This window comes from Nostoc sp. (assembly GCF_036917315.1).
Classification (GTDB): domain Bacteria; phylum Cyanobacteriota; class Cyanobacteriia; order Cyanobacteriales; family Nostocaceae; genus Nostoc.
The window spans coordinates 1-23,146 of record NZ_JBALDR010000021.1 but is presented as its reverse complement, the minus strand read 5'-3'; the positions used below and the strand labels follow the sequence as shown (position 1 = coordinate 23,146).

The following is a 23,146-nucleotide window of genomic DNA, read 5'->3' as shown; positions in this document are numbered from 1 at the left end:
AACAGGGGTAGCAGGCAGAACACCGATATTATCGTAGACAGTCATTTTTGACTCCTTTTGTTGTTGATGTTGGTTAAGTTAAACTCAGCAGATGTTGCATATTTGTGGGATGACTTTGTGCTTGTAACCATCGAAATTTTGTTCTGTATTTAATGAACTTATTCAATAATTTCGCTAGTCCCCAAAGAAAGCATCTTTTTAAATGAACTTCTCTGCATATCACTCTCTACGATGACTTTTAGTCTTTATGCACTTGGATCGGAAAATTTTTGAAAAATCTGTAAAGTCCTTACGCAGCAAGGAATTAGCTTTTGTCCCTATTGTTGTATAATTGAAATCAGCTATGTTTCAAACAGCGGCAAATATTCCATGCAACCCCGACAGGGCATTGTTGAAATCTTTTCTACCTTTGTGCAATTTGATGTAGATCGATTTAGTGGTTGGGCAACAGATGCCAAACTGCGACGCAGTATGAAAGTTTCCCTGGAATCGTCAACTGAGAAATCAGATACCTTTTGGGCACTTTACTGGTATAAAGCTTGGCAGACTCAATCTAGTGCAGTGGCACTTGCACATATTTCTGCTTACTTACAAGAGGTGTGCTACTGGACTGCCAGAAAATTCGCCCTCAACTTTCCCACGCAGTCGTCTATAGCCGATTGTTTTCAGATGGCGATCGCTAATACTAACAAAATCCTCAAAAATTTCAATCCTCAATATAGCTCGCATTTAAAAGCCTATGCACAATTAACTTTTGAATCGATTATCAAAGATGCAGTGCGCTTACAGCGGGAAGCAGACATTTGCTCAGACTGGGCATTATTGCATAAACTCAGCCGCAAACGATTAGTGCAGTCATTAGAAAATGCCGGATTTAACAAAGAAAGCATCGAGAGTTATGTTTTAGCCTGGGAATGCTTTAAGGAACTCTACACAGGTGACAATACAAAAATTCGTCAGCTTCCCAAGCCAGATGCTCTGACTTGGGAGGCTATTAGTAATCTTTATAATGCAGAACGTTTCAGCCGATTGAGTTCACCCACTGCCGCAGTCAATCAGCAAACTATAGAAACCTGGGTATCATCTGCTGCTAAAGCTGCCCGTACTTTCCTCTATCCTAAGTTTGTTTCCGCAGACGCTCCCCTCAAAGAAGATGAGGGTAATTTATTAGATATATTACCTGTAGATTTGCAAACATCTTTACTAACGGAAATTATTGAGCAGGAAGAAGCTGTGAATATGCGATCGCAGCAAGCTCAGTTAAACCAAGTTTTGTCCGAAGCGATCGCTGCACTCGATGCTGAGTCTCAAAAAGTACTACAAGCTTACTACGTTCAACAACTGACTCAACAAGAAATTGCTGCCCAGTTAGAAATTAAGCAATATACTGTTTCCCGTCGCCTGAGCAGTATTAAAAAGTCATTGCTCCTGACTCTCACGCAATGGAGTCAAAACACCTTGCATATTTCCCCTAAATCAGACGTAGTAGATGCGATAAACACAAGTTTAGAGGAATGGCTCAAAGTCCAATATAGCCATACCCAGATTCAACGAGCAGACAAGAAATAATTTTGTCTCTCCCCTCTCCCTAGTATGGTCTTTATATGGAGCCATTCTGAAATTATTTATGTTGAACCCACCTGCCCCATTCACTATTGACTCACAGCATTTATACCTGGAAATTACTCAATTTCCAGAAGTGCAAGAACAACCATACTCAACAGCTGGTGCTTGTCAACGTGGGTGGATAAATCAAAAATGCGTGCAAGCATTTTTGCCTTGGTTCCAGGAGGAAATTGCTCCCACCGCCAGAGTTTATCCTCACAGTGCGGCATTGCCGAGTTTTTGGGAAGTAGTCAATGGCACAGCTATTACTTTCGATCGCGATCGCCTTGTATTAATTCCCACCCTGGCGATCGATGATGATGAGTTGCGCGTACCGCAAGAATGGGTAGATATACCAGAGTGGATTGCTGACTATTACATAGCAGTACAAGTCAATCCAGATGATGGCTGGATGAAGATTTTTGGCTACACAACCCATCAAGTTCTGAAAACAAAAGGGGTTTATGATGCTGGCGATCGCACTTACAGCTTGGAAAAAGAAGATTTAATTCCAGATATTAATGTGCTGTGGGTTACACGCCAACTCGATCGGTCAGAAGCCTTACGTGCTGAGATTGCACCTTTAGATTCTATTGGCAAAACCCAGGCAGAAAACCTCTTAGAAAGATTGGGCGATCGCGATGTGAAATTTCCGCGTTTGGCAGTTCCATTTTCACTCTGGGGTGCGCTCTTGGCCCATAGCGGTTGGCGAAAAAAGTTGTATGAACTGCGTCAGGGTTTACTCATACAGCGATCGATTCCGCAATGGTTGCAGACAGGAGTAGCCAATTTAGCTCAACAGTGGGGATGGGAAAAAAGAGAATTCGTTGTGGTACCTGCGGGAATGCGGAGTGCAGAACCAGTTCTCGGCTTGTCTCGGCAAATAAAAGTTGCAGAGCAAACATACGAGTTACGCATTTTCCCAAAAAGCGCTTCTGAGGACTATGTTTGGCGTTTTGAATTGCGAAGTACAACTCTTGATGGTCAAATTCCGGCTGGGTTTAAGCTTCGACTATTAACAGAAGACTTACAAGCTTTTGAGAATAATCAAGATACGGCAACTACTGCTGTAGATATGTTGTATTTGGAAGTAATTTTGGAACTAGGAGAAGGATTGGTTTGGGAAATAGAACCCACACCTGAAGACTATGACCGAGAGATTTTGCGGTTTTAAGTTTTACCTTCAAAAATCTTCACGTTTAGCCTCTATTATTTACTCTTAAACTGAATTTCACAACACACAACAACCTATTTAGTAACCAAGATATATATAGCAGGGTGTAAGGGCACGGCAGTGCCTATTGGTGTCAATTAACTTGAAACCCTTGTCAGGACGTGATATTGAGTTTATTCACTTATGGTTACTCACAACGTCACCTCACCCCGGTTTTATCTAAACCCAAAACCGCCCCTCCCCAATGCCTTGGGGCTACGGTGTACACACAAGTCAAATTACCCCCCTCAATCCCCCCGATGTTTTGGGGGGAAGCCGGAAATCCAGTTCCAAATGTTGTAGATCCTCCTAAATCCTCCTTAAAAAGGAGGACTTTGAGAGGTTTTGCCCCCCTTTTTAAGGGGGGTTGGGGGGATCAAAAGCTTATGGGGCAACTCTTAAAGACTTCTGTGTACACCGTAGCCTTTCCAAAGGGAGGGTTAGGGTGGGGTAAAGCGTATGTGGTACAAGGGTTTGAGCTTAATTTGACACCAATGGGCAGCGTCTTGCCCCTACGGGTATACTCACCATCTAGGGAGAACTAGCTGTGGACAAGTTAATCATCTTAAAGTTAGGGGAGGGAAACTTTGAACAAGGGTTTACCGTGACTCTACAGATTGGCGATGAAAATGTCCGCCCGACTGTGGAAATCACAGGTGAGCTTCCCCCCAACCCGGAAATTCTCCGCGATTATCATCGTTGGCAATCTATTTATCGTAATTTAAGGCTGCCATCTCGTCCGATTGGTTTAGCTAAAGAACTTAACCAAGCCCCCAGCTTAGAATACTGCCAGCAAGTGAGTGAGGAATTTAAAGTTAGTTTTAATACTTGGCTTGCTTCCGATTCCTTTCGTTCTATCCGCGAGAAATTGTTAGAAAAACTCATGCTTGCGGATAATATTCGGATGCTTTTACAAACCAAAGACTTGCGATTACAAAAATTCCCCTGGCATCTTTGGGATTTGATAGAACGCTATCCCCAAGCGGAAATAGCCCTGAGCGCTCCTGGCTACGAACAAGTCAACCTTAACCGCATAGCAACTACATCCGACAAAGTAAAAATCTTAGCGATTTTGGGTAACAGTCAAGGTATTGATACCAAAGCAGACCAGGCGCTACTTAATTTATTACCCAATACAGATATAACTTTTTTAGTTGAACCACAATGCCTTGACCTGACTGACCAACTATGGGAGCAGAATTGGCAGATTCTATTTTTCGCCGGACATAGTTCTACCCAAGAAACGAATCAAACAGGAAAAATCTACATTAATCAAACTGAAAGTCTCACAATTAGCCAGTTAAAGTATGCCTTAAAAAAGGCAGTAGAGCGAGGTCTAAAACTAGCGATTTTCAATTCTTGTGATGGCTTGGGATTGGCATGGGAGTTTGCAGATTTACATATTCCCCAAATTATCGTCATGCGAGAGCCTGTACCCGATCGCGTGGCGCAACAGTTTTTAAAGTATTTTTTAGAAGCCTTTGCGCGCGGAGGCTCGTTGTATTTAGCCGTCAGGGAAGCGCGAGAAAGGTTACAAGGACTAGAAAACCAATTTCCCTGCGCTACATGGTTGCCTGTCATCTTTCAAAATCCGGCTGAGATGCCGTTGAATTGGCGGGAATTGTTTAGAAATACACCCAATCTTCCAACATCTTTGTCTCAAACCACGCCTGTTAGAGGAACCACAAATCGGCTTGGTTTCTCATCGATCTTACTGGCGAGCATGGTAGTAACTGGAATATTAATCGGGATACGGTATTTGGGTGTGCTGCAAACATTAGAGTTAAGTGCATTTGACCAACTGGTACGCTTGCGCCCTCCTGAAAAACCAGATTCACGCCTACTGATTGTCACTGTGACTGAAGAAGATGTCCAGGCGCAAAAATCGGAAAAACCTCAAGGTTCGTTGTCAGACAAATCACTTGCCCAACTGTTAGAAAAATTAGAAGCATATCAACCACAAGTTATTGGTTTAGACATATACCGAGATTATCCAGTGGATAAGAATTATCCAGCATTGGCAAAAAGGATGCGAAAAAGCGATCGCTTTGTGGGAGTGTGTCAACTCAGCGATTCCCAAGCCGGAAAACCAGGTGTAAAACCACCCCCAGAACTTTCTTCACAGAATCTAGGTTTTAGCGATATTGCCATAGATTCAGATAATGTTGTGCGTCGCCATCTGTTAGCGTTAACTCCTGCGCCCTCATCTCCTTGTACTGCGCACTATGCCTTGAATGTTCAGCTGGCGCTGCGTTATCTGTATACGAAAGGAATTCGATTGCAATTTACCCCTGATGGCGCATGGCAATTAGGGAAGGTGACATTTAAACCAATAGAAGCTCATACCGGGGGTTATCAAGGCGTTGACGCTTTTGGACACCAAACTTTATTAAATTATCGTTCCTCTGGTGAACCAGAAGCGATCGCACCAAGTATGACCTTGCAACAAGTGCTAACAGGTAAGCTCAATGCCAATGCAGTCAAAGGCAAAATAGTCATTATTGGCACAACAGCAGAAACTTTTGGTGATTACTGGTTAACTCCCTACATCACTCCTCAAGGAAAATTACAGGCAATACCAGGAGTATTTTTACAAGCCCAGATGGTCAGTCAACTGCTCAGGGCTGCTTTAGACGGACAACCTCTATTGTGGACTTGGCCGCTTTGGGGTGAGGTAATTTGGGTTTGGGGTTGGTCTTTTTTAGGCGGTTTATTTACTGCTTATCTGCACCGATTCATTTACTTAAGCTTGGCAGGAGGAATTGCCATTATCAGTTTATACGTTAGCTGTTTTATATTTTTAATTGTATATAGTTGTTGGGTTCCTCTCATTCCTGCTATGTTGGCTTTAGTAGGTAATAGTTTAATAGCTACAACTTACTTAAACATCAAATTTAAAAATTAATAATAACGCCAATTGGAAGCATGAAAATCACCGTTCATCAAGCAAGTATTAGGAGTTTTTATGAAAAGCTATTGGCAAAAAATACAATTAATCGCAGCGTTCGGAATCACTCTGTTGGGAATTATCGGCTATTCTCCAATGATTTGGATGACACCAGTTGCGGCCGCTCCTAAGAAATTTTCGCCTCCTCCGCCTCCTCCAGACAGGGGTGCAGCAGGCGATCGCGGCGGGGCTGCAAGTCGTGGTTGTGGTGTTGGTAATAAGTCTATAGTTGCACTTACACCTGTATATAAACAGATACTCAATCAAGAACAAACACAAGCTATTGCTGTTACTAAAGTTTGGGGCTTGACGAATGAGGAATATCCAACTTTTTGGTTTTTTGTCCCCTATCAAAAGTCTCTAATTGATTCCATTGAATTTGTTGTCAAAGATGAGTCAGGTAAATCAAGTCAAACTCTTTACCGAACAATAGTAACAATACCAGAAGTACCAGGAATTGTTAGCATTCGCTTAAATGAAAACCCATTGCAAGTAGACAAGATGTATCACTGGTTTTTTAAGATAAAAGTCATTTGCAATCCACAACAACCTCCAGAACGAGAGTATGTGGAAGGATGGGTGCAACGAGTCAATCCAAATCCTCAATTAGTAGATAGCTTGAAGCAAGCAACTCCTCAGCAACGGGTAAACCTTTACGCCGAGAATGGTATTTGGTACGATGCCTTGACTACTTTGGCTGAATTACGTCTTAGCAAACCTGAAGATCCACCTCTAGCGGTGGAGTGGATGAATTTGCTTAAAGCCGTAGATTTAGAGAATTTAGCTAAACAACCTTTGATAGAATGTTGCCAAGCTAATGCAAAGTAGTACAGCAAAGTAATAGACCTGCCTTGAAAATAGGAAACAGAAAACAGGGAACAGGGAACGGGGAACAGGAAGAAGTATTTTCATTCTTCCTTGTGAGCGCAGCTCATGAAGTCTCTTGCAAAAATCGGTCAGGCAAATTCGGTTTGGGGGAGATGAAGCTCGTAATTGTAGAGAGCAACAATAAGATTAAACCTTAAACTAAGTTTCCGAGCTACATACTCACCTAAAACTCTGATTTTAGCTAATTCTTGATTACTCTTTTGATCTTCAGAAATTAACTTACCGCCATGAGGGCTTTTTCTTGGGAATTCGACTATTGCAATGTAGTTTTTGAATACCTCGATAACCTTTCAAGCGTAGCCCTCTCCTATCACTCTGAGGAAATAAAAATAAGTATAGGTTGGTTGAACGGAGTAAAACCCAACATTACCAAGATTTTTGGTTGTTGGGTTTCGTTCCTAAACCCAACCTCCATCTTGGGTGAAGTAGGAAAAGTAGGAAAAGTAGGAAAAGTAGGATATTGAGTAAAAACTGTTGACAAGCTGTCAAATAAGCTGTTAGGTTTCAAGTTACTCTCAGGCACAATAAATTTAAAAATCAACGGCTTATGATAAACAACAAAATTGCTGACTTGGAAACTAGCTTGTTTGAAGAACTAGATGATGCTGATTTATTAACTATAGTTGGGGGAGCTTATGTTCAAGCTTCTGCTAGTGGAATTCTTTCGGGGAACCTTGATGCACCCATTCAAATACCCATTAGCATTTGTGGTTCAGCCGTGGCAATCTTGGGAAATGCCAGCGCGGGATGTGAAGGGGGGAGCACCCCAGTTTATTTAGGGAGCTCCATCAGATAAAATAAGTCTTGTACTTCGCGCCGCTGTGTTGAGGGTGTAAGTAAACTCGCGGATAATGTTCCAAATACCATCGTGTCCGTCCCCAATACATGTGAGGATAGGAGCCAAGGGTTGATTGTTGACCCAATCAATTATGAGATCATTTTTCTGGAATGAAGCTGAGAACGCTTGCAAATTGTGTTAAGCGAACAGCTTTATAACCTTTCCGATCACACGGGATTAAATGGCGATCGCAAGCATTATGTTATGTATTCAATTTATCTGACAAGTTCTTTTTTATGCCTTATAAAATAGGAATTATCTCTTGTTTGATAATTCATGGAAGAGAGTCATAGCACACTCAATTGGACAGGTTAAAAACAACCAAAAGGAGTAAAATAATATGTTAAAGCTATTTTCAACAAAGAAACAAGCAACAAAACAAGCACCTACACTCACTCAAGAAGATGGGAAATTGTTTGAAGAACTAGAATTGTTTGAAGAACTAGATGATGCTGATTTATTGAGTATAATTGGCGGAGATGCTGGTGCTCAAGGTGCTGCTATTGGTTCTCCTGGAGTTGCTTCGGGGAATGTTATTCAAGTACCTATTCATGTACCTGTTAACGTTTGTGGTAATACTATCAATGTGATTGGTCTACTTAACCCAGCTTTTGGGAATACTTGTGTAAATGCTTAACGATTTGCACTCTATTGACTATTAGGATTAAATGGCGATCGCAAGCATTATGTATTTAATTTCTCTGATAAGTTCTTTGGTGGTTGGCAGTGTATTTCTGGTGACTGGTGTTGTCAAAGCACTCGCACCCACAAAGTTTCTTATCCACATCAGTCAATTGCGGTTATTTCCGCAAAAAGTGAATATAGGTGCAGCGATCGCTTTTACAATTATAGAGTGCGTCCTGGGAATAGCCTTGATTTTGCGTCTGTTTCCCCAGTGGCTATTTATCGGTACAATTGTTTTACTCTTGCTCCTATCAAGTTTAACTTACTGGAGTACTTCGACCAAACGCACAGATGATTGTGGTTGCTATAACGGTCTAATTGATATCAGTCCCAAACAAAGCTTACTCCTCAATGCCCTCTACATTACTTTGATGGGGTTGGCTTGGTTTTATCCGGTTGCCGATATTTTAACTGTTTCACAACAAGTGACAGCATTATTGATTTCTTTAACAACAAGTTGTCTATTAACTGCTGTTTCATATATATATTACTGGAAGAAGAAAAAACCTATCTTAGACTTAGATCCGCTTAAGGTTAATCGTTCTTGGCAACCACAATGGCTAAAGGAATATGCCGAAAGCTTAACAACTGGAGAAAAACTGGTTGTATTTTTAATGCCTGGTTGTCCTACGTGTAAAAACTGGCTCAAAGTACTAAAAGTGGTTCACCAAAGAACTGATTTACCTGATGTAGTAGCGGGAGTTCCCCAAACATCAGAACAAGTTGAAGAATTTGTTCAATCTAATAATCTCAACTTTCCAGTAGTGGCAATGAGTCCTACTGTCGTGGCACGCTTAACCAATGCTTTTCCCACTGCTGTATTGTTAGAGGAAGGTATAATTCGAGAGAAATGGTTGGGAGTAATGCCGCTAACCTTCGTGAAACGCGTTAAGCCAAGCTTATCTGTTCCTAGCAGCTAATTGTGAATCTTTTATATTAAACTTGCAGTTGATATCGAGCGCCACATCCTAGCCGCAAGCGGTGAAATGCATTTTGATGCTGCCAAGCATATCCCAGCACTGGATTTGACCTTGACGAATTTGGATGGATATTATCGGGAACTCTGTAATAATTTTACTGTTGCTATTGAACGTCGCGATCGCAAGAAAAAATTTATAACTCGTTGGGGAAGCTGGAATAGAGGGGGTATGGAGGTTCAAAAACGCGATGCACTCTATTTTATTCGAGAACCTTTTAATCAATGTCAAGTGTAGATGCTCCCTCCTGCTCTTATAATCAATGTCAAATGTAGATGCTCCCTCCTGCTCTTAGGCAAGAGACGCGATGAATCGCCGTCTCTACAATCATTAGTCTGGCGATTTATTGCGTCTTGGTGATGATTTATGATTATTGCAAACGTACAGATACACTACCTGCATGGGCTGGCAAACCTTCTGCTTCTGCTAAGGTGACAGCTGCTTTGCCTATTGTGTGTAATGATTGTTTGTCACATTCTAAAAAAGTAATTCGTTTGAGAAAGTCGTAGACACTCAAACCAGAGGCAAAGCGGGCAGAACGGGCAGTTGGCAGTACATGGTTGGGGCCTCCTAAATAATCGCCAATCGCTTCTGGAGTATAGCGTCCTAAAAACACGCTGCCGGCACACTTAATTTGATTGGCAAGGAGTTGCGGGTTATCTACACACAATTCCACGTGTTCTGGAGCTAGTTGATTGAGCAGTGATATACTCTCGGCTAAATCGCTAACCAGAATCACGGCTGCATAATTTTGCCAACTTGCACTGGCAACTTCTTTGGTAGGTAAATCGGTGAGAATTTTCTCAACAGCCTTTATTACTTGTTGCGCGAAGATTTCGGAATCAGTAATTAAGATTGACTGGGCACTAGGATCGTGTTCTGCTTGCGATAGTAAATCCCAGGCAATCCAATCTGGGTTGTTTTGGCTGTCGGCTACCACTAAAATTTCTGAAGGGCCAGCGATGCTATCAATGCCAACAGTGCCAAAGACTTGGCGCTTGGCTTCAGCAACATAAGCATTACCAGGGCCAACAATTTTATCTACTGGGGCAATGCTTTCTGTACCATAAGCTAATGCTGCGATCGCTTGCGCCCCACCAATGCCATATATTTCTGTAACACCAGCAACTTGAGCAGCAGCCAATACGACAGGATTAATCTCACCGCCGGGCATCGGTACTGTCATCACAATTCTTTCAACACCAGCAATCTTCGCTGGTAAGGCATTCATCAACAAAGAACTTGGATAGCTAGCCCGTCCCCCTGGTACATAAATTCCCACTTGCGACAGCGCTACCCAATTCAATCCCAGTTTTACCCCGACTGCATCGGTGTAGCCAATATCTTGCGGTAGTTGTTTTTGATGGAAAGCCACAATCCTTTCAGCAGCAAATTCCAGCGCCGCCAAGACATCGGCAGGACATTGGGCCGCGTGTTCGGCAATAAAGGTTTCGCTAAGATGCAAAGACTGGAGATTGTTGCGATCGAAGCGGCTAGTATAGTCCTTGACTGCGGCATCACCACGCACTTTGACATCAGCTAGAATCTCGCGTACTGTCCCACTAACATCAACTGTAACTTCCCGGCGATCGCTTACAAGGGTTTTGAATTTGGCAGAAAAATCTTTGTCGGTAGTTTGAAGTAGCTGCATGGACAGTAGCTTAAAAGCAGTGAGGTCAATAATTAGTTTAACTCCTGATTAACTTGCTAGATATGACTGTGGCTTATATGCAGCATCACTCTTTTTCAGATGTAAGCTGAAAGAAAGCACAAAAGATTATGAGTTAACATCCTATGCAGCAGTCCACAAGAGGCAATTACCGGGATCTTTGGCGGCAGCTTGTTACTTTGGCTGCAATCTTTGGTGCTTTCTTTATCAACGTAGTATCGAACATTTTTCCGCTCAATGGACTTAGCATCGGGGAAATTTCCAATACTTTGTTTAAAAATGTCCTGATTATCCCTGCCAATTACGCCTTTGCCATCTGGGGGCTGATTTACCTTGGGTTGTTTGCTTTTGGGGTATACCAAGCTCTACCTAATCAACGATATGAGCCTGATTTACGTAAGACAGGTTATCTGTTGGCGATCGCCTGTGTTGCTCAAAGTATCTGGGTGTATCTGTTTTTGTCTCGGTTTTTTGCTCTTTCTATAATTGCAATGCTCTTGATTCTGTTGCCGCTAATTGGTGTTTATGTGCGGTTAGAAATTGGCAAATCGCGTGTACCTCAACAAAAAAAATGGTGTATTCACTTCCCGATTAGCATTTATCTAGGCTGGATTAGCGTGGCGACCATTGTCAATGTAGCGTGTGCCTTGGATTTTCACGGGTGGAACGGTTGGGGGATTTCTGCTGTAATCTGGACTCTGATCATGGCATTGATAGCAACAGCAGTTGCAGCAGTTATAGTTATCCAGCGTCGAGACATCGCTTATGCAGGAGTAACAGTCTGGGCATTAGTAGCGATCGCACTTAAAGACTTTGATAACTCAATGCTCAGAAATACCGTATTGGTTTTGGCAATTTTCCTACTTTTAACCGCAACGATTAACAGCTTACGCACCCAAAAAGAACATATTTAAGTACGATGACGTAAGCTGTTGTGCATACAAGTTACACAATTTAAATCGTAGGTAAAAACTTCAAACCCTGCCCCCCTGCTCCTCGGTCACTGAGCGCAGTCGAAGTGCTGCTCCCCTGCGGTTTCAACGCATAAATTAAGTACTTAACAGCTTACCCGCCTAGCGTTTCTCAAGAGAGAACTTTTAGCAAGCGTTCGTTAAGCACGCACAATATCTGGATTTCTCACAAGTGAGAAATCCAAGGGGTGGGGAGGTGTGGGAGGTGTGGGAGGATGGGGAACAAGTCTTACCCCCCACACTCCCCACACTCCTCTTCCCCCTCCGCCTACACTATGCGTGAGAAATCCGGGAATAATGGTCGGTTGTTACACACACTATTCTGATTGTTATTAGCCAGAATAGATAGTTAGAGCCGTAATCGCTGACAAATTCAAAATTTATAAAAATGAAAAATATTATCTCGATTGGTTGGAATAACTGGTTAAAACGGCATAAAGAATCTGTTTTACTATTTGACTCAATTGCTGCCGCTAATGAGATTGCTCTAATGCTTAACGGTCAATGGGATGGCTGCAATGGTGTAATTGTAGCTTCTAGTGATGAGGTAGCTGTTAACACTGCTGCCAAACTCTTACAAGCTACATGGTGTTATCAAGGCGCATCAAAAGCCGTTTTAAACAGAGTAACAACGAATGAAATTTTACGCCGTTATGCAATCGGAGAAAGAAATTTTGTTAATGCTAATTTAAGGTGTGCAGTACTTGCATCAGTGAAGCTGAGTGAAATCAACCTAAGTTATGCCTCATTGAGTTGGGCGGACTTAAGTCAAGCCAATTTAAGTAAAGCTGATTTAACAGCAGCAGACCTCAGCCAAGCGAATTTAAATGGAGCGGATTTAAGTAAAGCATACCTGATGAGGGCAAACCTAAGTGAGGCAGACTTGCAACGAGCTTCACTTCAGGGGGCTAACCTAAGCAATGCTAACTTAAGTGAAGTCAACCTCACTGGCGCAAATTTAACAGGAGCTAATCTATCACTAGCAGACCTAAGAGGGGCAAAGTTTCACTTGTGCAATTTGAGTGGGGCTAATCTAACAAATGCCAAGTTAATTGAAAGTGACTTGGCTTTTGCTCAACAATGAGCGATCGCCAAACTCCAGTATTCCCTTTAGTCAGTTCCACCCCAACTCCAGTTAGGATTGCCATTCTTTAAACTATTTTTTAGCACTACTAAGGGATAATTATTAGGATCGGAGCCGCCAGCCAAATCTAAGATAAAGTAAACTTTACCTTTAACAAAGTGCATCCGTAAATAATTAATCTTTCCAGAGTAGTCTTGCCCATCAACCTTAGTCATTCCAGCAGAAGCAAGGCATCTAGCATATTTTGGTTTGAGTGTCCCAACCCATATAACGCTAAAGCTATTACTGCTTTGAACAGAGATATTACTGGCATAAGCACTCAGGTTAATAGAGCCATCTGTTGCAAAACTGCCTTCTTGATAAGGACGAGATTTTTCAGTAACAATTACCTTGTCTGGACAGCTTTGTTTTTGCTCGTTTTCACTATAAACTTTTAGCTCAATTTTTTGTGATTGATTTTGTGCTTGGACGCACCAGTTGGACAACAAAGGAAGTAAACCAATACTTGTGCCTACAATCAAAATCAAAGGTCTAAATGAAATCATACTCATATCCGAACAAATTACTAAATTGAATTGGGTTAGCGCCAAAAAGCTTAAATTGTGTAGTTGTGTAGGTTGGGTTGAGGAACAAAATCCAACATTTTCATAGCTTTGTTGGGTTGCGCTTTGCTTCACCTAACCTACAATTTTTCTTAACCAAGAAAAGGCAGTTTATCAAGCAACAGCCTCTTGCTTAGGTTTTCGCACCGGACGCTTGCGATCGCTTCGACGAACGCCCCCCGCCATTTTGTACTCATCGCTATTCTTGCCATACTTTGCAGCTACACTGAGTAACATGTGTTCTGTTAGTTCCATCAGCGACTTTTCGGTAACTTCTAAGGCTTCCTGAGTCATATCCACGGTGGAAAGGCTTGAGTTATAAGCTTCCAACTTGTCTTGCGTTGTTTTGATGAGGGCTGCAAAGGAGTCAATTGTTACCCCATTGCCTAAGTCTAAGCTGGGATTGATCGATTTCAAACCCGCAATCCGACGCTGCGCTTTATCAATTGCTTTAGACCCACGTTTTGGACGTGACATAAATCACCTTTCTGTTATTATTAATGCGCCAGGATAAAAAATGGCTTATATCCTGGACTGTACAGCACTAGGATAGACATAATTAAGGTTAATTGACACCCGCATTATTCAGTATAAATTGATTTATTTATCACAAATATATTGAATAACCTTATGTAAATTCTTGTAAGTTGCCCGAATTCAATAAACGACTGCCCGAATTCAATAAACGACTGCCCGAATTCAATAAACGACTGCCCGAATTCAATAAACAACCGCCCGAATTCAATAAACGACTGCCCGAATTCAATAAACGACTGCCCGAATTTCTCACAAGCTTGAGGGGCAGAGGGGCAGAGGGGCAGAGGGGCAGAGGGGAAAGACTTACTGCAACTTCTCCCTGCTCCCCTGCACAAGCGCAGGCTTTGAGAAGAATATGCTCTAGATGTGTTTTTAAGCAAAGACATCTAAGTAAATACGGTGAATGGCACTAAGAAAAGCCCAAAGACTTATTGTATCCTCGTTCCCAGCCTGGAGGCTCTTAACCCGTTGGGACAAGGGCTGTATCTTAACTTAGTGCCATTCGTAAATACGGTAGTATATGGTTAGTGTTAGGTTATTTTAGATGTTCTGTATTTTCAAGGTAGATATGCACGCAGAATTTCTCAAAACGAGGGTATAAAAATCTCTTTCTTTATCAATAGTTAACTATTGGTTTGAATGTATGCCCCGATCAATTTGTACAGTCCCATTCGACTTAAAGAGTTTGAGAAAAAATCAGTACTACTGAAAAGCCTTTTCATAGGGTGAATCTTTTGCTAAATATTATTTTTCCTAATTCTTAAGGTATAAAGGATGCCGAGAATATCAATTTCGGTAAATATTTTGTGCCTGAAAACAGCGCTAAATTGAAGATTGAGAACTGAAGTTACTGAAAAAATGGAATCAGGTAGGTAAAAGTTATGGCAAATATTATTGGAACCAGCGGCTACGACTTACTACAGGGTGGTGTTGGGAATGATACTTTAACTGGTGGTACTGGGAATGATATTTTAACTGGTGGCGGTGGCAAGGATAGATTTGTTTACAACTTGGGCGATGGCACTGATACAATCACTGATTTTGGTGGCATAGGTAAAGGAACTAACCCGACAGCAGCAGTTATTGCTGAAGTAGACACCATCAAATTTCAGGGTGCAGGATTAACTGCTCAAAATTTACTGCTGCTCCAGAATGGCAACGATTTAGAAATCACCTTTGAGGGGAATACTAATACCGTAGTTATCCTGGAAAACTTCAAACTAGAAAATTTAGAGAATCTAAAAGCTTCTGGAGGCAAACCAGCAATTGGTAATATCCTGTTTGACGGGCAAAATAGCATCACCGACAGCTTTAATGTCCTCGATTCCAACTCTACTGATACTAGCCTGGGCATCAAGAACACAGTAACTTTCCTCAATGACCTCAACAATAACATTACGGGGTTAGAGGATTCTAATGATGTAGTTAATGGTCAAGGCGGTAATGACAAAATCGATGGCTTGAGTGGAAACGATTTGCTGCGAGGTGGTACGGGTAATGATACCCTCATTGGTGGTGCGGGAAATGATACCCTCATTGGTGGTACGGGTAATGACTCCCTTGTTGGCAATAATCTGCTTTCTGGAGGCTATGGCAATGATTATCTCTCCATCTCTGGCTACCGGAGCTTTAGCTACCCAGACTACGATTACAACTCTCGGTTGTCTGGTAAGAACACCCTCAACGGTGGTGCAGGTGACGATAACTTGAGTGCTAGCGGTTCAACAGGCAATAATTTGCTCTCTGGGGACGATGGCAATGATAATCTCTCCATCTCTGGCTATTACAACGGAGGTAACTACGGCTACTACGACTCTCGCTCGTCTGGTAAGAACACCCTCAACGGCGGTGCAGGTAAGGATACTTTGAGTGCTGGCGGTTCAACAGGCGATAATTTGCTCTCTGGGGGTGATGGCAATGATTATCTCTCCATCTCTGGGGACTACAGCTATATTCCTAGCGACCCGTACTCACCCCGCGATGTCTCCATCACATACGAGTCTCGCTCGTATGGAAAAAACACTCTTAACGGTGGCACTGGGGACGATAATTTGGATGCTACTAATTCAAAAGGTGATAACTTACTGGATGGTGGCGCTGGCAATGATTATATCTCCGCCTCTAGCGCCTTTGGTAAGAACACAATCTATGGTGGCAGTGGGAATGATACCCTTATAGGTGGTTTTGGTAATGACACCCTCTATGGAGGCACTGGTACTGATACCTTTGTTTTCAATAATTACAATAAAGGTGTTGACAGTATTTATGACTTCAACGCGACTAATGAAGTGATTCAGGTATCGGCTGCTGGCTTTGGCGGTGGGTTATTAGCAGGTTCGCTTAAGACAAGTCAGTTTACCCTCGGAACATCTGCGACGACAAGCAATCAACGATTTATCTATAACAGTGCTACAGGTGGACTGTTCTTTGACATTGATGGCAGCGCGTCTGGGTCTACTCAGGTAAAATTTGCCCAACTATCTACTGGATTGTCACTCAGCGTAAACAATTTTGTGGTTGTTTAATCGGAATTAGAGACTTCCAAATCAAAAAATATCCCAAAACTGACGCAAAAATTCTCTCTATTTCTTCTCTTTTGTATTCTCTGCGCCTCTGTGGTAGCCTGCGGCTTCGCCTTTGGCATTCTCGTAAGAGTAGCCGCTACGCTGCGTTCTCGTAGACAGATGCTTTGCGAATGCGTCTATGTTTATTTGGATAATTTATTTCTTGGAAATCCCTTAGCGCTCTTTAATCGCCAAGTGGTACGGTTTGCGAAGTGCTAAAAATAGCACCTCGCATTGATTACTAAATGCAAGCCATTTTGGCGATTATCTTTACTAAAGCATCATCTGAAATATCATTAGTTGCATTTGCAATCAGGTATCATAAGAGGTTAATCAGACTCTTAATAAATTGTGGGTAATTATTTATTAACAGAGGAATCGCCAGTTAAAAACTTGATATCAAAACTAAACAGTTAAAAGTTCTTTTATGCTAAAAATTTCTAACCTTAACGTTTATTACGGCGAAAGCCATATTCTCCGCAATGTAGATTTGAGCGTACCATCTGGGCAAATGGTTTGCCTAATTGGACGCAATGGTGTCGGAAAAACGACCTTACTCAAAACTATCATGGGTTTACTCAAACCCCGTAGCGGTACTATTAATTTAGCTGAAGAATTAATCAACTCCAAATCTCCAGACCAAAGGGCAAAGTTGGGAATTGGTTATGTCCCCCAAGGACGAGAGATTATCCCTCGGTTGACAGTTAAAGAAAATCTACTGCTAGGGTTGGAAGCTAGACGCAAACCAGTAAAAAAAGCAGAAATTTCAGAGGAAGTTTTTAGTTTATTTCCGGTGTTAAAAACCATGCTTTCGCGGATGGGTGGTGATTTAAGTGGAGGACAGCAACAACAATTAGCGATCGCACGTGCTTTAATGGGAGAACCTCAATTACTCGTCTTAGACGAACCCACCGAAGGTATTCAACCCTCCATCATCCTAGAAATTGAAGCCGCAGTCCGTCGCATCGTCGAAACCACAGGCATTTCAGTGTTATTGGTAGAGCAACATTTACACTTTGTCCGTCAAGCTGATTACTATTACGCTATGCAAAAAGGTGGTATCGTCGCCTCCGGTTCCACCACCGAACTTAGCCAAGATGTGATTCAGCGCTTTTTAGCTGTTTAATTTTTGATACTTCTATATCAATTGTGTCGGCAGCAATCAAGTCTGCTGCTTCTTGTAAAAGCTCATGTTGTTCCTTTTGAATTGCTGCCAAACGACTAGAAATTTCTGCTAATCGCTGTTGTTTAGTTGGTTGAGAATCTTCAGGTAACAAAGCTGGCAGATTATCAATTGTTTCAGTAGCAGTCATTCGTTGAACAGCAAAACTCCCAACTTTAGTTAAAGATAGAAAACTAACTTTAATCAAAGTCTGAAGCAATTTTAACGGAACCTTGAGTATTGACCAACTAGCGGTTTCAATTAAGCGGACAATTGCTTTGATGATGCTCCAAATGAGAGCAAGTGCAAACAGCAAAATTACTACACTAATAATTGGGTGATTAGCTCCCCAACCTAGTATTTGAACTAACCGAAAAAATATTGGGTGTTGTGTCAACCAATCACTTGCAGAAGATGCGATCGCATCTTTAACTGCGCCCGATGTTGTACTCTTAAATTGCTCCGCTGTTTGCCAAGTTTGCTCTAAACTTGTTGTAACTGTATCAATTGCTTTATCAGTCGTTGTAGTGGCTGTTGTCTTCAAAGACTCACCAGCTTGTTGGGCTGAGTGACTTAGAGAATTAACGCTTCCGCCCACAAAATCTTTCACATTTTGCCAGCGTTGTAAAACTCCGTTAGATAAATGTATATTTATTTGGGATGTCATAAAACATTTCACCGAGGTTGAAATCTAACCCGCAACCCATCTTTAGGGCGATTAGTGGGAACCACAACTTCCTCTAAACTTTGATTGGGTAATATCTCCCAATGATAATTGCGTAGAAGATGAGCAGCAACAATCTTCATTTCCATTTTGGCAAAGGCTAGGCCAATACAGATGCGCGGCCCACCGCCAAAACCAACTAAACTAAAAGGATACTTTTTATGTTCTTGGCGTTGGGGACTGAAACGGTCTGGCTCAAACAGGTCTGGTTCAGAATAAATTTCTTCAATTCGGTGAGTAACTCCAATTGAATAGTATAACTGCCAACCAGCAGGAACGTGATAACCTTTAAACTCAAAGTCTTTAATTACGCCACGAAACCCGCCTCCGACAGGTTGATGCAATCTTTCAACTTCCCACAAAACCTGCTCTAAATAGGGCATTTTCCCTAATTGTTCTAAATCCAAGTCACCTTTACTTGCAAGTTGCAATTGTTCAACTCTTGCTTTTTCGAGTACTTCTGGATGACGGGCTAACTCTACACACAACCAAGTCAGTATCGAAGTCGTAGTTTCATGTCCAGCGAAGAGTAACAGCACCGCTTGGACAATGAGTTCTTTTTCGCTGAGGCTATTACCATCTTCATCTCTAGCTTGGATTAACAAGCTGATGGTATCTTTTGTGGGGTTTTGCTGGCGTTCTCTGACAACTTGAGTTAGATGTTCTAAAATCTGATTGCGAGCGGCTATAGCTTTACCAAATGTAGTAAATGGTAAGGGCAACGGGTTAATAGCAAACAGCCCATTGGTCAAGGTTGTAAACAACTCGCTCAGGCGCACGCATTCAGGCCCAGGACGCGTACCCAACAGCAATTGACTAGCAATATCAAATGTCAGCTGTTTAAATTCTGGAAACCAAGTAAACTCCTGTTTTTTCTGCCACTTTTGGAGATAGCCGCGTGTAATATCTTCCATTGTGGAGACATAATTCGCCAATGCTGGGCCGTGCAACGCTGGCATCATCAAGCGGCGGTTTTTGCGGTGTTCCTCTCCATCTTGCAAAAAAAGCGATTCACCCAGTAATGTCTTGAAATTATCAGGCCATCCCTCGCGCCAAGAAAATTTCTCCATTTGGCTTGACAAAACTAACTCTAATGCTTCCGGCCCGACCATCACTACAGTCGGTCTGCCAAGAAGATGAGTTTTGAAGATGGGCCCATACTGGCGATAGCGCTTTTTAGCGAAATTGCGGTCGAAAAGAAAGGAGAGTGTTTCACCTAATACAGGTATACCAAAGCTTCCAGGAGGAATTTGATGACTTTTCATATCTTTAAGGGTAGCTATGAAAAAGTTAACACGATATTCCAACTCTGCTGCGTTAGCAAAGCTCGCCGTAGGCATCGCAGCACCCCAAAATATTCTTAGTACTTTCAAACATCTTTGTATCTTGCAGCCATAACCCAGAATCTATCATCTGTCATTACATTTCCCAAGATTACATAATAAATTTACATAAATTTAATATTACTTTTTATTCAATAAAATTGCTGAACGTTAAGATGTTGTGGATCTATTGTTGAAAAGTAGAAATTCTATGCATTTTGATTTACCACAACTGATTAAATCACTCGGCTATTTTGGGGTCTGGGCGATTGTATTTGCTGAATCTGGCTTGTTAATTGGTTTTTTTCTGCCTGGGGATAGCTTATTGTTCACCGCTGGATTTGTTGCATCTCAGAATTTATTGAACATTTGGGTTCTAATAATTGGTGCTTTTATTTGTGCAGTCTTAGGTGACAATGTTGGCTATGTGACTGGGCATAAATTTGGCAGAAGACTATTTAATAAGGAAGATTCATGGCTGTTTCATAAAAAACATCTTGTGAAAACTCAAAACTTTTATCACCAGCACGGTAAAAAAACGATTGTTTTAGCACGCTTTTTACCGATTGTACGCACTTTCGCGCCCATCGTGGCTGGGATTGGTGCAATGCATTATCGCACTTTTATGTCTTACAACTTAATTGGTGGCTTTCTTTGGACATTCGGCATTACCTTCTTAGGGTTTTTCTTAGGAAAATCTCTGCCACCTGAACAGGTAGATAAGTATTTGTTACCGATTATTGGATTAATTATAGTTATTTCTTTAGTACCATCGATTATTCATTTGGTACAAGAAAATAGAGCAAACAAAAGTTGAAATCTTTTTTGTAGCTCCTTAGTAGATGTTTTATTGTAGAGACAAGTATATTGATTTACTGAAGCTATAAACATCAGAACTCGATCGTACTCTCATGAGCGACAAACACTCATGATACAGAGCAACTAAATTTATTTATGGGAATTTTGAATTTTGAATTTTGAATTCGGAGTGTTCGCCCTTGCCGTCTCGAAGAGAAGCGACGTAACTTCCTTAAACATCAACCTCTATCTGTTCCTAGAAAATCTTCTGTTTTTCCTTATTGCCACACTTTTTATTATGGTTGTGAACTGGGGGTTGAAAAACACAAAGCCTTATACTCTACCTTTACCATTTCCCGGTTGGTATAAAATCTGGTTTGGCTCAGTGCAACTGCTAGCAGTAGTGCCGCCATTAGTGGTCATGCTATTGTGGGGCGTATGGTGGGGCGATCGCACGGTCTTAACTGTGCTTGCTTGGTATTTTATCGTCTTAGGGCTGCAAATTATCTCTGAAAGAGTGACGCTTAAGCAGTTGCAAAATGTTGTCTGGGTGATGGTTCCTTATATATATCTCCCTTACCGCTTCTGGCAGTTGTATGAGGGTTTGACACTTTTGGATTCTACAAGCGAGTTGCAGTGGGTACGATATGTATTGATTTTTGAATTGGTGATGTGGATTGTTAACTACGCCATTGATGTATCTCAATTGCCGCGGCTGTTTCGTTGGGAAGTACAATCAAATGACGTGAGCTAGGGATTAATCGCAGAATTAGCCATTTTTACTAAAGAAATGCGATCGCCTGCTTTTAATCCAAAAACATATTGCACACCCTGTTGTCTCCAAGTCAAGGTAGCATCTGAGCAGCCAGCACCACAAGTAAAATCTACAAAATAACCAGTAATGCCCTTAGCTAAAGATACACGTTTCCCAGTCAGGCTGGGTGTTTTGCGGGTTATGGCTTCAGCAGAAACAACGCCTAAACGACAGGCAGAAGCACCATTACAGTCTGGAGTATAACCCAGTAAAATATCATACTTTTTTTGCGTAGCAGCTTCTATAGTTGCGTAAATTGGATTTTCCCCATCCGACTCAGGAATAAACTTCGGTAAAAGAATCCGAATTTGAGTTTTTTTCTTTAATTTAGGCAGAATAGATTTAAAAACTGGGTTTACCTGAGTTTTACTCTGCTGCGCTATCAATTGGGACTGGTTGTTTATATTGGCTATGGCTGACTTGTGAAAGCTGCTGACACTGACTAATAAAAATACGGCACACACAGCACTAGTATTTCTAAAGCTTAAAATCATCTTTGAAAACCTATTCGCTCGAAAGTACTTATTTGTAATACCCAGTTTTAGTATAAAACTACGCATTTAACAGATGAAGCGATCGCTGGGAATAAGAAATACAAAATTAATCAGTCATAACGGCATATATGACAGCTTCACTCATTTCTGGGAGACGTTCATAATCCTTGCTGAGATGAACGTTTGGGCAAAACCTTCTATTCTTGCTCAGTACGCTGTATGACTTCAACATAAGCTTGAATCATCAGCTAAACTGAAAGCGCTTTCTTTATCAACGTCATAACCGGAATCAACCCAGATAACTTCGTTTATTGGTTGTGGCAAATTAATCTTCAAGGATTTCAGCAAGTGTGTCGGTAACTTCCCCAAAGAGTGCAGCAAATAATGTCCGACTGGGAAATAGGTTATACAGCAATATTCTAATGTTGATGAGAAATATTCCAGCATTGATAAGGAACATTGCAATGTTGATGAGGAATATTACAATGTTCCTTATAGATGTTGTAATGTTGATGAGAAATATTCCAGCATTGATAAGGAATATTGTAATGTTGATGAGAAATATTACAATGTTCCTTATGGATATTGTAATGTTGATGAGGAATGTTGCAATGTTGACAAGAACTACTTGTACATTGAGAGTGACGGAGAAAAAAGTGGCGATCGCTAGTGAGTTAATCTAGGTTAGCGATCACAGTATAAGCAACTCAATATCATATATTGGAGTATTTTGCAAAATTTTGTTTCTCTTCATTGACGGCTTTGGGGCGACCAATTGGTGAGGTTTGCCATTGGTGTGCCATACCATTACGGGCAATATGTATCCAATGTCGTGCTGTAGCTGGGCAGCATCCTAAAGCCTGGCAAATTTGCGTTTGTGATTTTCCCTCATCTGCCAGTAACATAATTTGAATCCGCTGGCGATACATTTCAGTTAAATCTTCTTGTAGACTTTTTTGCAATAGTTTGTACTGAAATGGGGTCAATAATTTCCCATTGGAAATATTCGAGAATATAATGTCATCTTTTACTTGCTTGTAAGACATAACTGTAAAATTGAACTAATTATTTGCTATTTTCTGTACATTTACTTGAAAACTTTAATTTTGAATTAGTATGATTCACATCCAGGTTTTTTCTTCGGGTGACAGTTGATTAACTTGCTGTTGAAACCAAGTTTCAAAATTTTCTTGCAGTAATCGTTGGCGCATAAAGTTGTCAAACTGTGCAGTTATAACCTTTTCCACACGTAA

The 23,146-nt window shown here is 41.4% G+C and carries 20 protein-coding genes and 4 pseudogenes; 14 read left to right on the top strand and 10 right to left on the bottom strand.

All coding sequences use genetic code 11. The features are described from left to right. The first annotated feature begins 369 nt into the window (after positions 1 to 369). From V7K84_RS11220 to V7K84_RS11200, 5 genes are all read left to right on the top strand, one after another. Positions 370 to 1,569 carry a sigma-70 family RNA polymerase sigma factor gene (locus tag V7K84_RS11220; RefSeq protein ID WP_334838076.1) on the top strand — a complete coding sequence of 400 codons (1,200 nt, stop codon included), beginning with the start codon at positions 370 to 372 and terminating at the stop codon, positions 1,567 to 1,569. Between the two features lie 58 nt (positions 1,570 to 1,627). Next, the gene (locus V7K84_RS11215) at positions 1,628 to 2,779 is read left to right on the top strand and encodes a DUF1822 family protein (protein ID WP_334838075.1); all 1,152 of its coding nucleotides are present in this window, start codon (positions 1,628 to 1,630) and stop codon (positions 2,777 to 2,779) included. Positions 2,780 to 3,365: 586 nt separating this feature from the next. Then, positions 3,366 to 5,723 carry a CHASE2 domain-containing protein gene (locus V7K84_RS11210; RefSeq protein ID WP_334838074.1) on the top strand — a complete coding sequence of 786 codons (2,358 nt, stop codon included), beginning with the start codon at positions 3,366 to 3,368 and terminating at the stop codon, positions 5,721 to 5,723. 60 nt (positions 5,724 to 5,783) lie between these two features. Further along, complete coding sequence (locus V7K84_RS11205; protein ID WP_334838072.1) at positions 5,784 to 6,593, top strand: DUF928 domain-containing protein; 810 nt, start codon at positions 5,784 to 5,786, stop codon at positions 6,591 to 6,593. 607 nt (positions 6,594 to 7,200) lie between these two features. Then, positions 7,201 to 7,449, top strand: coding sequence for a chaplin family protein (locus tag V7K84_RS11200; protein ID WP_334838071.1), 249 nt, complete (start codon positions 7,201 to 7,203; stop codon positions 7,447 to 7,449). On the opposite strand, the pseudogene V7K84_RS11195 reads toward V7K84_RS11200, so the two are convergent. After that, positions 7,437 to 7,663: pseudogene (locus tag V7K84_RS11195) on the bottom strand (ISKra4 family transposase); the annotation flags it as partial. The gene V7K84_RS11200 and the pseudogene V7K84_RS11195 sit on opposite strands and share 13 nt — an antisense overlap. A gap of 168 nt (positions 7,664 to 7,831) precedes the next feature. On the opposite strand from V7K84_RS11195, the gene V7K84_RS11190 reads away from it, so the two are divergent. The 3 genes from V7K84_RS11190 to V7K84_RS11180 all read left to right on the top strand — a co-directional run bounded on the left by V7K84_RS11190 (position 7,832) and on the right by V7K84_RS11180 (position 9,389). Further along, a complete protein-coding gene (locus tag V7K84_RS11190) occupies positions 7,832 to 8,128 on the top strand; it encodes a chaplin (protein ID WP_334838069.1) in 297 nt (98 codons plus the stop codon). A gap of 31 nt (positions 8,129 to 8,159) precedes the next feature. Next, entirely contained in the window at positions 8,160 to 9,095 is a 936-nt protein-coding gene (locus V7K84_RS11185; protein ID WP_334838067.1) for a peroxiredoxin family protein, read from the top strand. A gap of 66 nt (positions 9,096 to 9,161) precedes the next feature. Continuing rightward, the gene (locus V7K84_RS11180) at positions 9,162 to 9,389 is read left to right on the top strand and encodes a hypothetical protein (protein ID WP_334838066.1); all 228 of its coding nucleotides are present in this window, start codon (positions 9,162 to 9,164) and stop codon (positions 9,387 to 9,389) included. A gap of 133 nt (positions 9,390 to 9,522) precedes the next feature. Here V7K84_RS11180 and hisD read toward each other — a convergent pair whose 3' ends face one another. Then, entirely contained in the window at positions 9,523 to 10,803 is a 1,281-nt protein-coding gene (hisD, locus tag V7K84_RS11175) for a histidinol dehydrogenase (protein ID WP_334838064.1), read from the bottom strand. Between the two features lie 143 nt (positions 10,804 to 10,946). Here hisD and V7K84_RS11170 point away from each other — a divergent pair, with 143 nt between their 5' ends. Both V7K84_RS11170 and V7K84_RS11165 read left to right on the top strand, forming a co-directional pair. Next, entirely contained in the window at positions 10,947 to 11,735 is a 789-nt protein-coding gene (locus V7K84_RS11170) for a tryptophan-rich sensory protein (protein WP_334838063.1), read from the top strand. Positions 11,736 to 12,180: 445 nt separating this feature from the next. Continuing rightward, entirely contained in the window at positions 12,181 to 12,876 is a 696-nt protein-coding gene (locus V7K84_RS11165) for a pentapeptide repeat-containing protein (protein ID WP_334838062.1), read from the top strand. 26 nt (positions 12,877 to 12,902) lie between these two features. Here V7K84_RS11165 and V7K84_RS11160 read toward each other — a convergent pair whose 3' ends face one another. Then, complete coding sequence (locus tag V7K84_RS11160; RefSeq protein ID WP_334838061.1) at positions 12,903 to 13,427, bottom strand: hypothetical protein; 525 nt, start codon at positions 13,425 to 13,427, stop codon at positions 12,903 to 12,905. A 165-nt stretch (positions 13,428 to 13,592) separates the two neighbouring features. Continuing rightward, positions 13,593 to 13,955 carry a hypothetical protein gene (locus V7K84_RS11155; RefSeq protein WP_334838060.1) on the bottom strand — a complete coding sequence of 121 codons (363 nt, stop codon included), beginning with the start codon at positions 13,953 to 13,955 and terminating at the stop codon, positions 13,593 to 13,595. Between the two features lie 941 nt (positions 13,956 to 14,896). Here V7K84_RS11155 and V7K84_RS11150 point away from each other — a divergent pair. Both V7K84_RS11150 and urtE read left to right on the top strand, forming a co-directional pair. Further along, positions 14,897 to 16,540, top strand: a pseudogene (locus V7K84_RS11150) (calcium-binding protein); the annotation flags it as partial. A 466-nt stretch (positions 16,541 to 17,006) separates the two neighbouring features. Then, on the top strand, positions 17,007 to 17,705 hold the full coding sequence (gene urtE / locus V7K84_RS11145) for an urea ABC transporter ATP-binding subunit UrtE (protein WP_099101646.1): 699 nt from the start codon (positions 17,007 to 17,009) through the stop codon (positions 17,703 to 17,705). Here urtE and V7K84_RS11140 read toward each other — a convergent pair. Both V7K84_RS11140 and V7K84_RS11135 read right to left on the bottom strand, forming a co-directional pair. Continuing rightward, positions 17,668 to 18,408 (bottom strand): hypothetical protein, encoded by a 741-nt coding sequence (locus V7K84_RS11140; RefSeq protein WP_334838056.1) that lies wholly within the window; start codon positions 18,406 to 18,408, stop codon positions 17,668 to 17,670. The two genes, urtE and V7K84_RS11140, sit on opposite strands and share 38 nt — an antisense overlap. Before the next feature lie 8 nt (positions 18,409 to 18,416). After that, positions 18,417 to 19,730, bottom strand: coding sequence for a cytochrome P450 (locus V7K84_RS11135; RefSeq protein ID WP_334838078.1), 1,314 nt, complete (start codon positions 19,728 to 19,730; stop codon positions 18,417 to 18,419). Between the two features lie 268 nt (positions 19,731 to 19,998). On the opposite strand from V7K84_RS11135, the gene V7K84_RS11130 reads away from it, so the two are divergent. Together V7K84_RS11130 and V7K84_RS11125 are read left to right on the top strand one after the other, a co-directional pair. After that, on the top strand, positions 19,999 to 20,604 hold the full coding sequence (locus tag V7K84_RS11130; protein ID WP_334838054.1) for a DedA family protein: 606 nt from the start codon (positions 19,999 to 20,001) through the stop codon (positions 20,602 to 20,604). 279 nt (positions 20,605 to 20,883) lie between these two features. After that, complete coding sequence (locus V7K84_RS11125) at positions 20,884 to 21,339, top strand: hypothetical protein (protein WP_334838052.1); 456 nt, start codon at positions 20,884 to 20,886, stop codon at positions 21,337 to 21,339. On the opposite strand, the gene V7K84_RS11120 is transcribed toward V7K84_RS11125, so the two are convergent. The 4 genes and pseudogenes from V7K84_RS11120 to V7K84_RS11105 form a co-directional block, all read right to left on the bottom strand. After that, positions 21,336 to 21,893, bottom strand: a complete 558-nt coding sequence (locus V7K84_RS11120) for a hypothetical protein (protein WP_334838051.1) — start codon at positions 21,891 to 21,893, stop codon at positions 21,336 to 21,338. The genes V7K84_RS11125 and V7K84_RS11120 overlap by 4 nt on opposite strands. A 106-nt stretch (positions 21,894 to 21,999) precedes the next feature. Continuing rightward, positions 22,000 to 22,199, bottom strand: a pseudogene (locus V7K84_RS11115) (IS5/IS1182 family transposase); the annotation flags it as partial. 19 nt (positions 22,200 to 22,218) lie between these two features. Continuing rightward, complete coding sequence (locus V7K84_RS11110) at positions 22,219 to 22,353, bottom strand: hypothetical protein (RefSeq protein ID WP_334838050.1); 135 nt, start codon at positions 22,351 to 22,353, stop codon at positions 22,219 to 22,221. A 286-nt stretch (positions 22,354 to 22,639) separates the two neighbouring features. Beyond that, positions 22,640 to 22,939 (bottom strand): annotated as a pseudogene (locus V7K84_RS11105) (helix-turn-helix domain-containing protein); the annotation flags it as partial. Positions 22,940 to 23,146 lie beyond the last annotated feature (207 nt).

Bases quoted from the DNA above. Each gene is read 5' to 3' on its own strand.
- V7K84_RS11125 (WP_334838052.1), top strand. From the start codon at position 20,884: ATGGTTGTGAACTGGGGGTTGAAAAACACAAAGCCTTATACTCTACCT.
- V7K84_RS11205 (WP_334838072.1), top strand. From the start codon at position 5,784: ATGAAAAGCTATTGGCAAAAAATACAATTAATCGCAGCGTTCGGAATC.
- V7K84_RS11120 (WP_334838051.1), bottom strand. From the start codon at position 21,893: ATGATTTTAAGCTTTAGAAATACTAGTGCTGTGTGTGCCGTATTTTTA.
- V7K84_RS11140 (WP_334838056.1), bottom strand. From the start codon at position 18,408: ATGACATCCCAAATAAATATACATTTATCTAACGGAGTTTTACAACGC.
- V7K84_RS11155 (WP_334838060.1), bottom strand. From the start codon at position 13,955: ATGTCACGTCCAAAACGTGGGTCTAAAGCAATTGATAAAGCGCAGCGT.
- V7K84_RS11180 (WP_334838066.1), top strand. From the start codon at position 9,162: ATGCATTTTGATGCTGCCAAGCATATCCCAGCACTGGATTTGACCTTG.
- V7K84_RS11130 (WP_334838054.1), top strand. From the start codon at position 19,999: ATGCATTTTGATTTACCACAACTGATTAAATCACTCGGCTATTTTGGG.
- V7K84_RS11190 (WP_334838069.1), top strand. From the start codon at position 7,832: ATGTTAAAGCTATTTTCAACAAAGAAACAAGCAACAAAACAAGCACCT.
- V7K84_RS11165 (WP_334838062.1), top strand. From the start codon at position 12,181: ATGAAAAATATTATCTCGATTGGTTGGAATAACTGGTTAAAACGGCAT.
- V7K84_RS11160 (WP_334838061.1), bottom strand. From the start codon at position 13,427: ATGAGTATGATTTCATTTAGACCTTTGATTTTGATTGTAGGCACAAGT.
- V7K84_RS11185 (WP_334838067.1), top strand. From the start codon at position 8,160: ATGGCGATCGCAAGCATTATGTATTTAATTTCTCTGATAAGTTCTTTG.
- V7K84_RS11215 (WP_334838075.1), top strand. From the start codon at position 1,628: ATGTTGAACCCACCTGCCCCATTCACTATTGACTCACAGCATTTATAC.
- V7K84_RS11135 (WP_334838078.1), bottom strand. From the start codon at position 19,730: ATGAAAAGTCATCAAATTCCTCCTGGAAGCTTTGGTATACCTGTATTA.
- V7K84_RS11200 (WP_334838071.1), top strand. From the start codon at position 7,201: ATGATAAACAACAAAATTGCTGACTTGGAAACTAGCTTGTTTGAAGAA.
- V7K84_RS11170 (WP_334838063.1), top strand. From the start codon at position 10,947: ATGCAGCAGTCCACAAGAGGCAATTACCGGGATCTTTGGCGGCAGCTT.
- V7K84_RS11220 (WP_334838076.1), top strand. From the start codon at position 370: ATGCAACCCCGACAGGGCATTGTTGAAATCTTTTCTACCTTTGTGCAA.
- urtE (WP_099101646.1), top strand. From the start codon at position 17,007: ATGCTAAAAATTTCTAACCTTAACGTTTATTACGGCGAAAGCCATATT.
- hisD (WP_334838064.1), bottom strand. From the start codon at position 10,803: ATGCAGCTACTTCAAACTACCGACAAAGATTTTTCTGCCAAATTCAAA.
- V7K84_RS11110 (WP_334838050.1), bottom strand. From the start codon at position 22,353: ATGTTCCTTATCAATGCTGGAATATTTCTCATCAACATTAGAATATTG.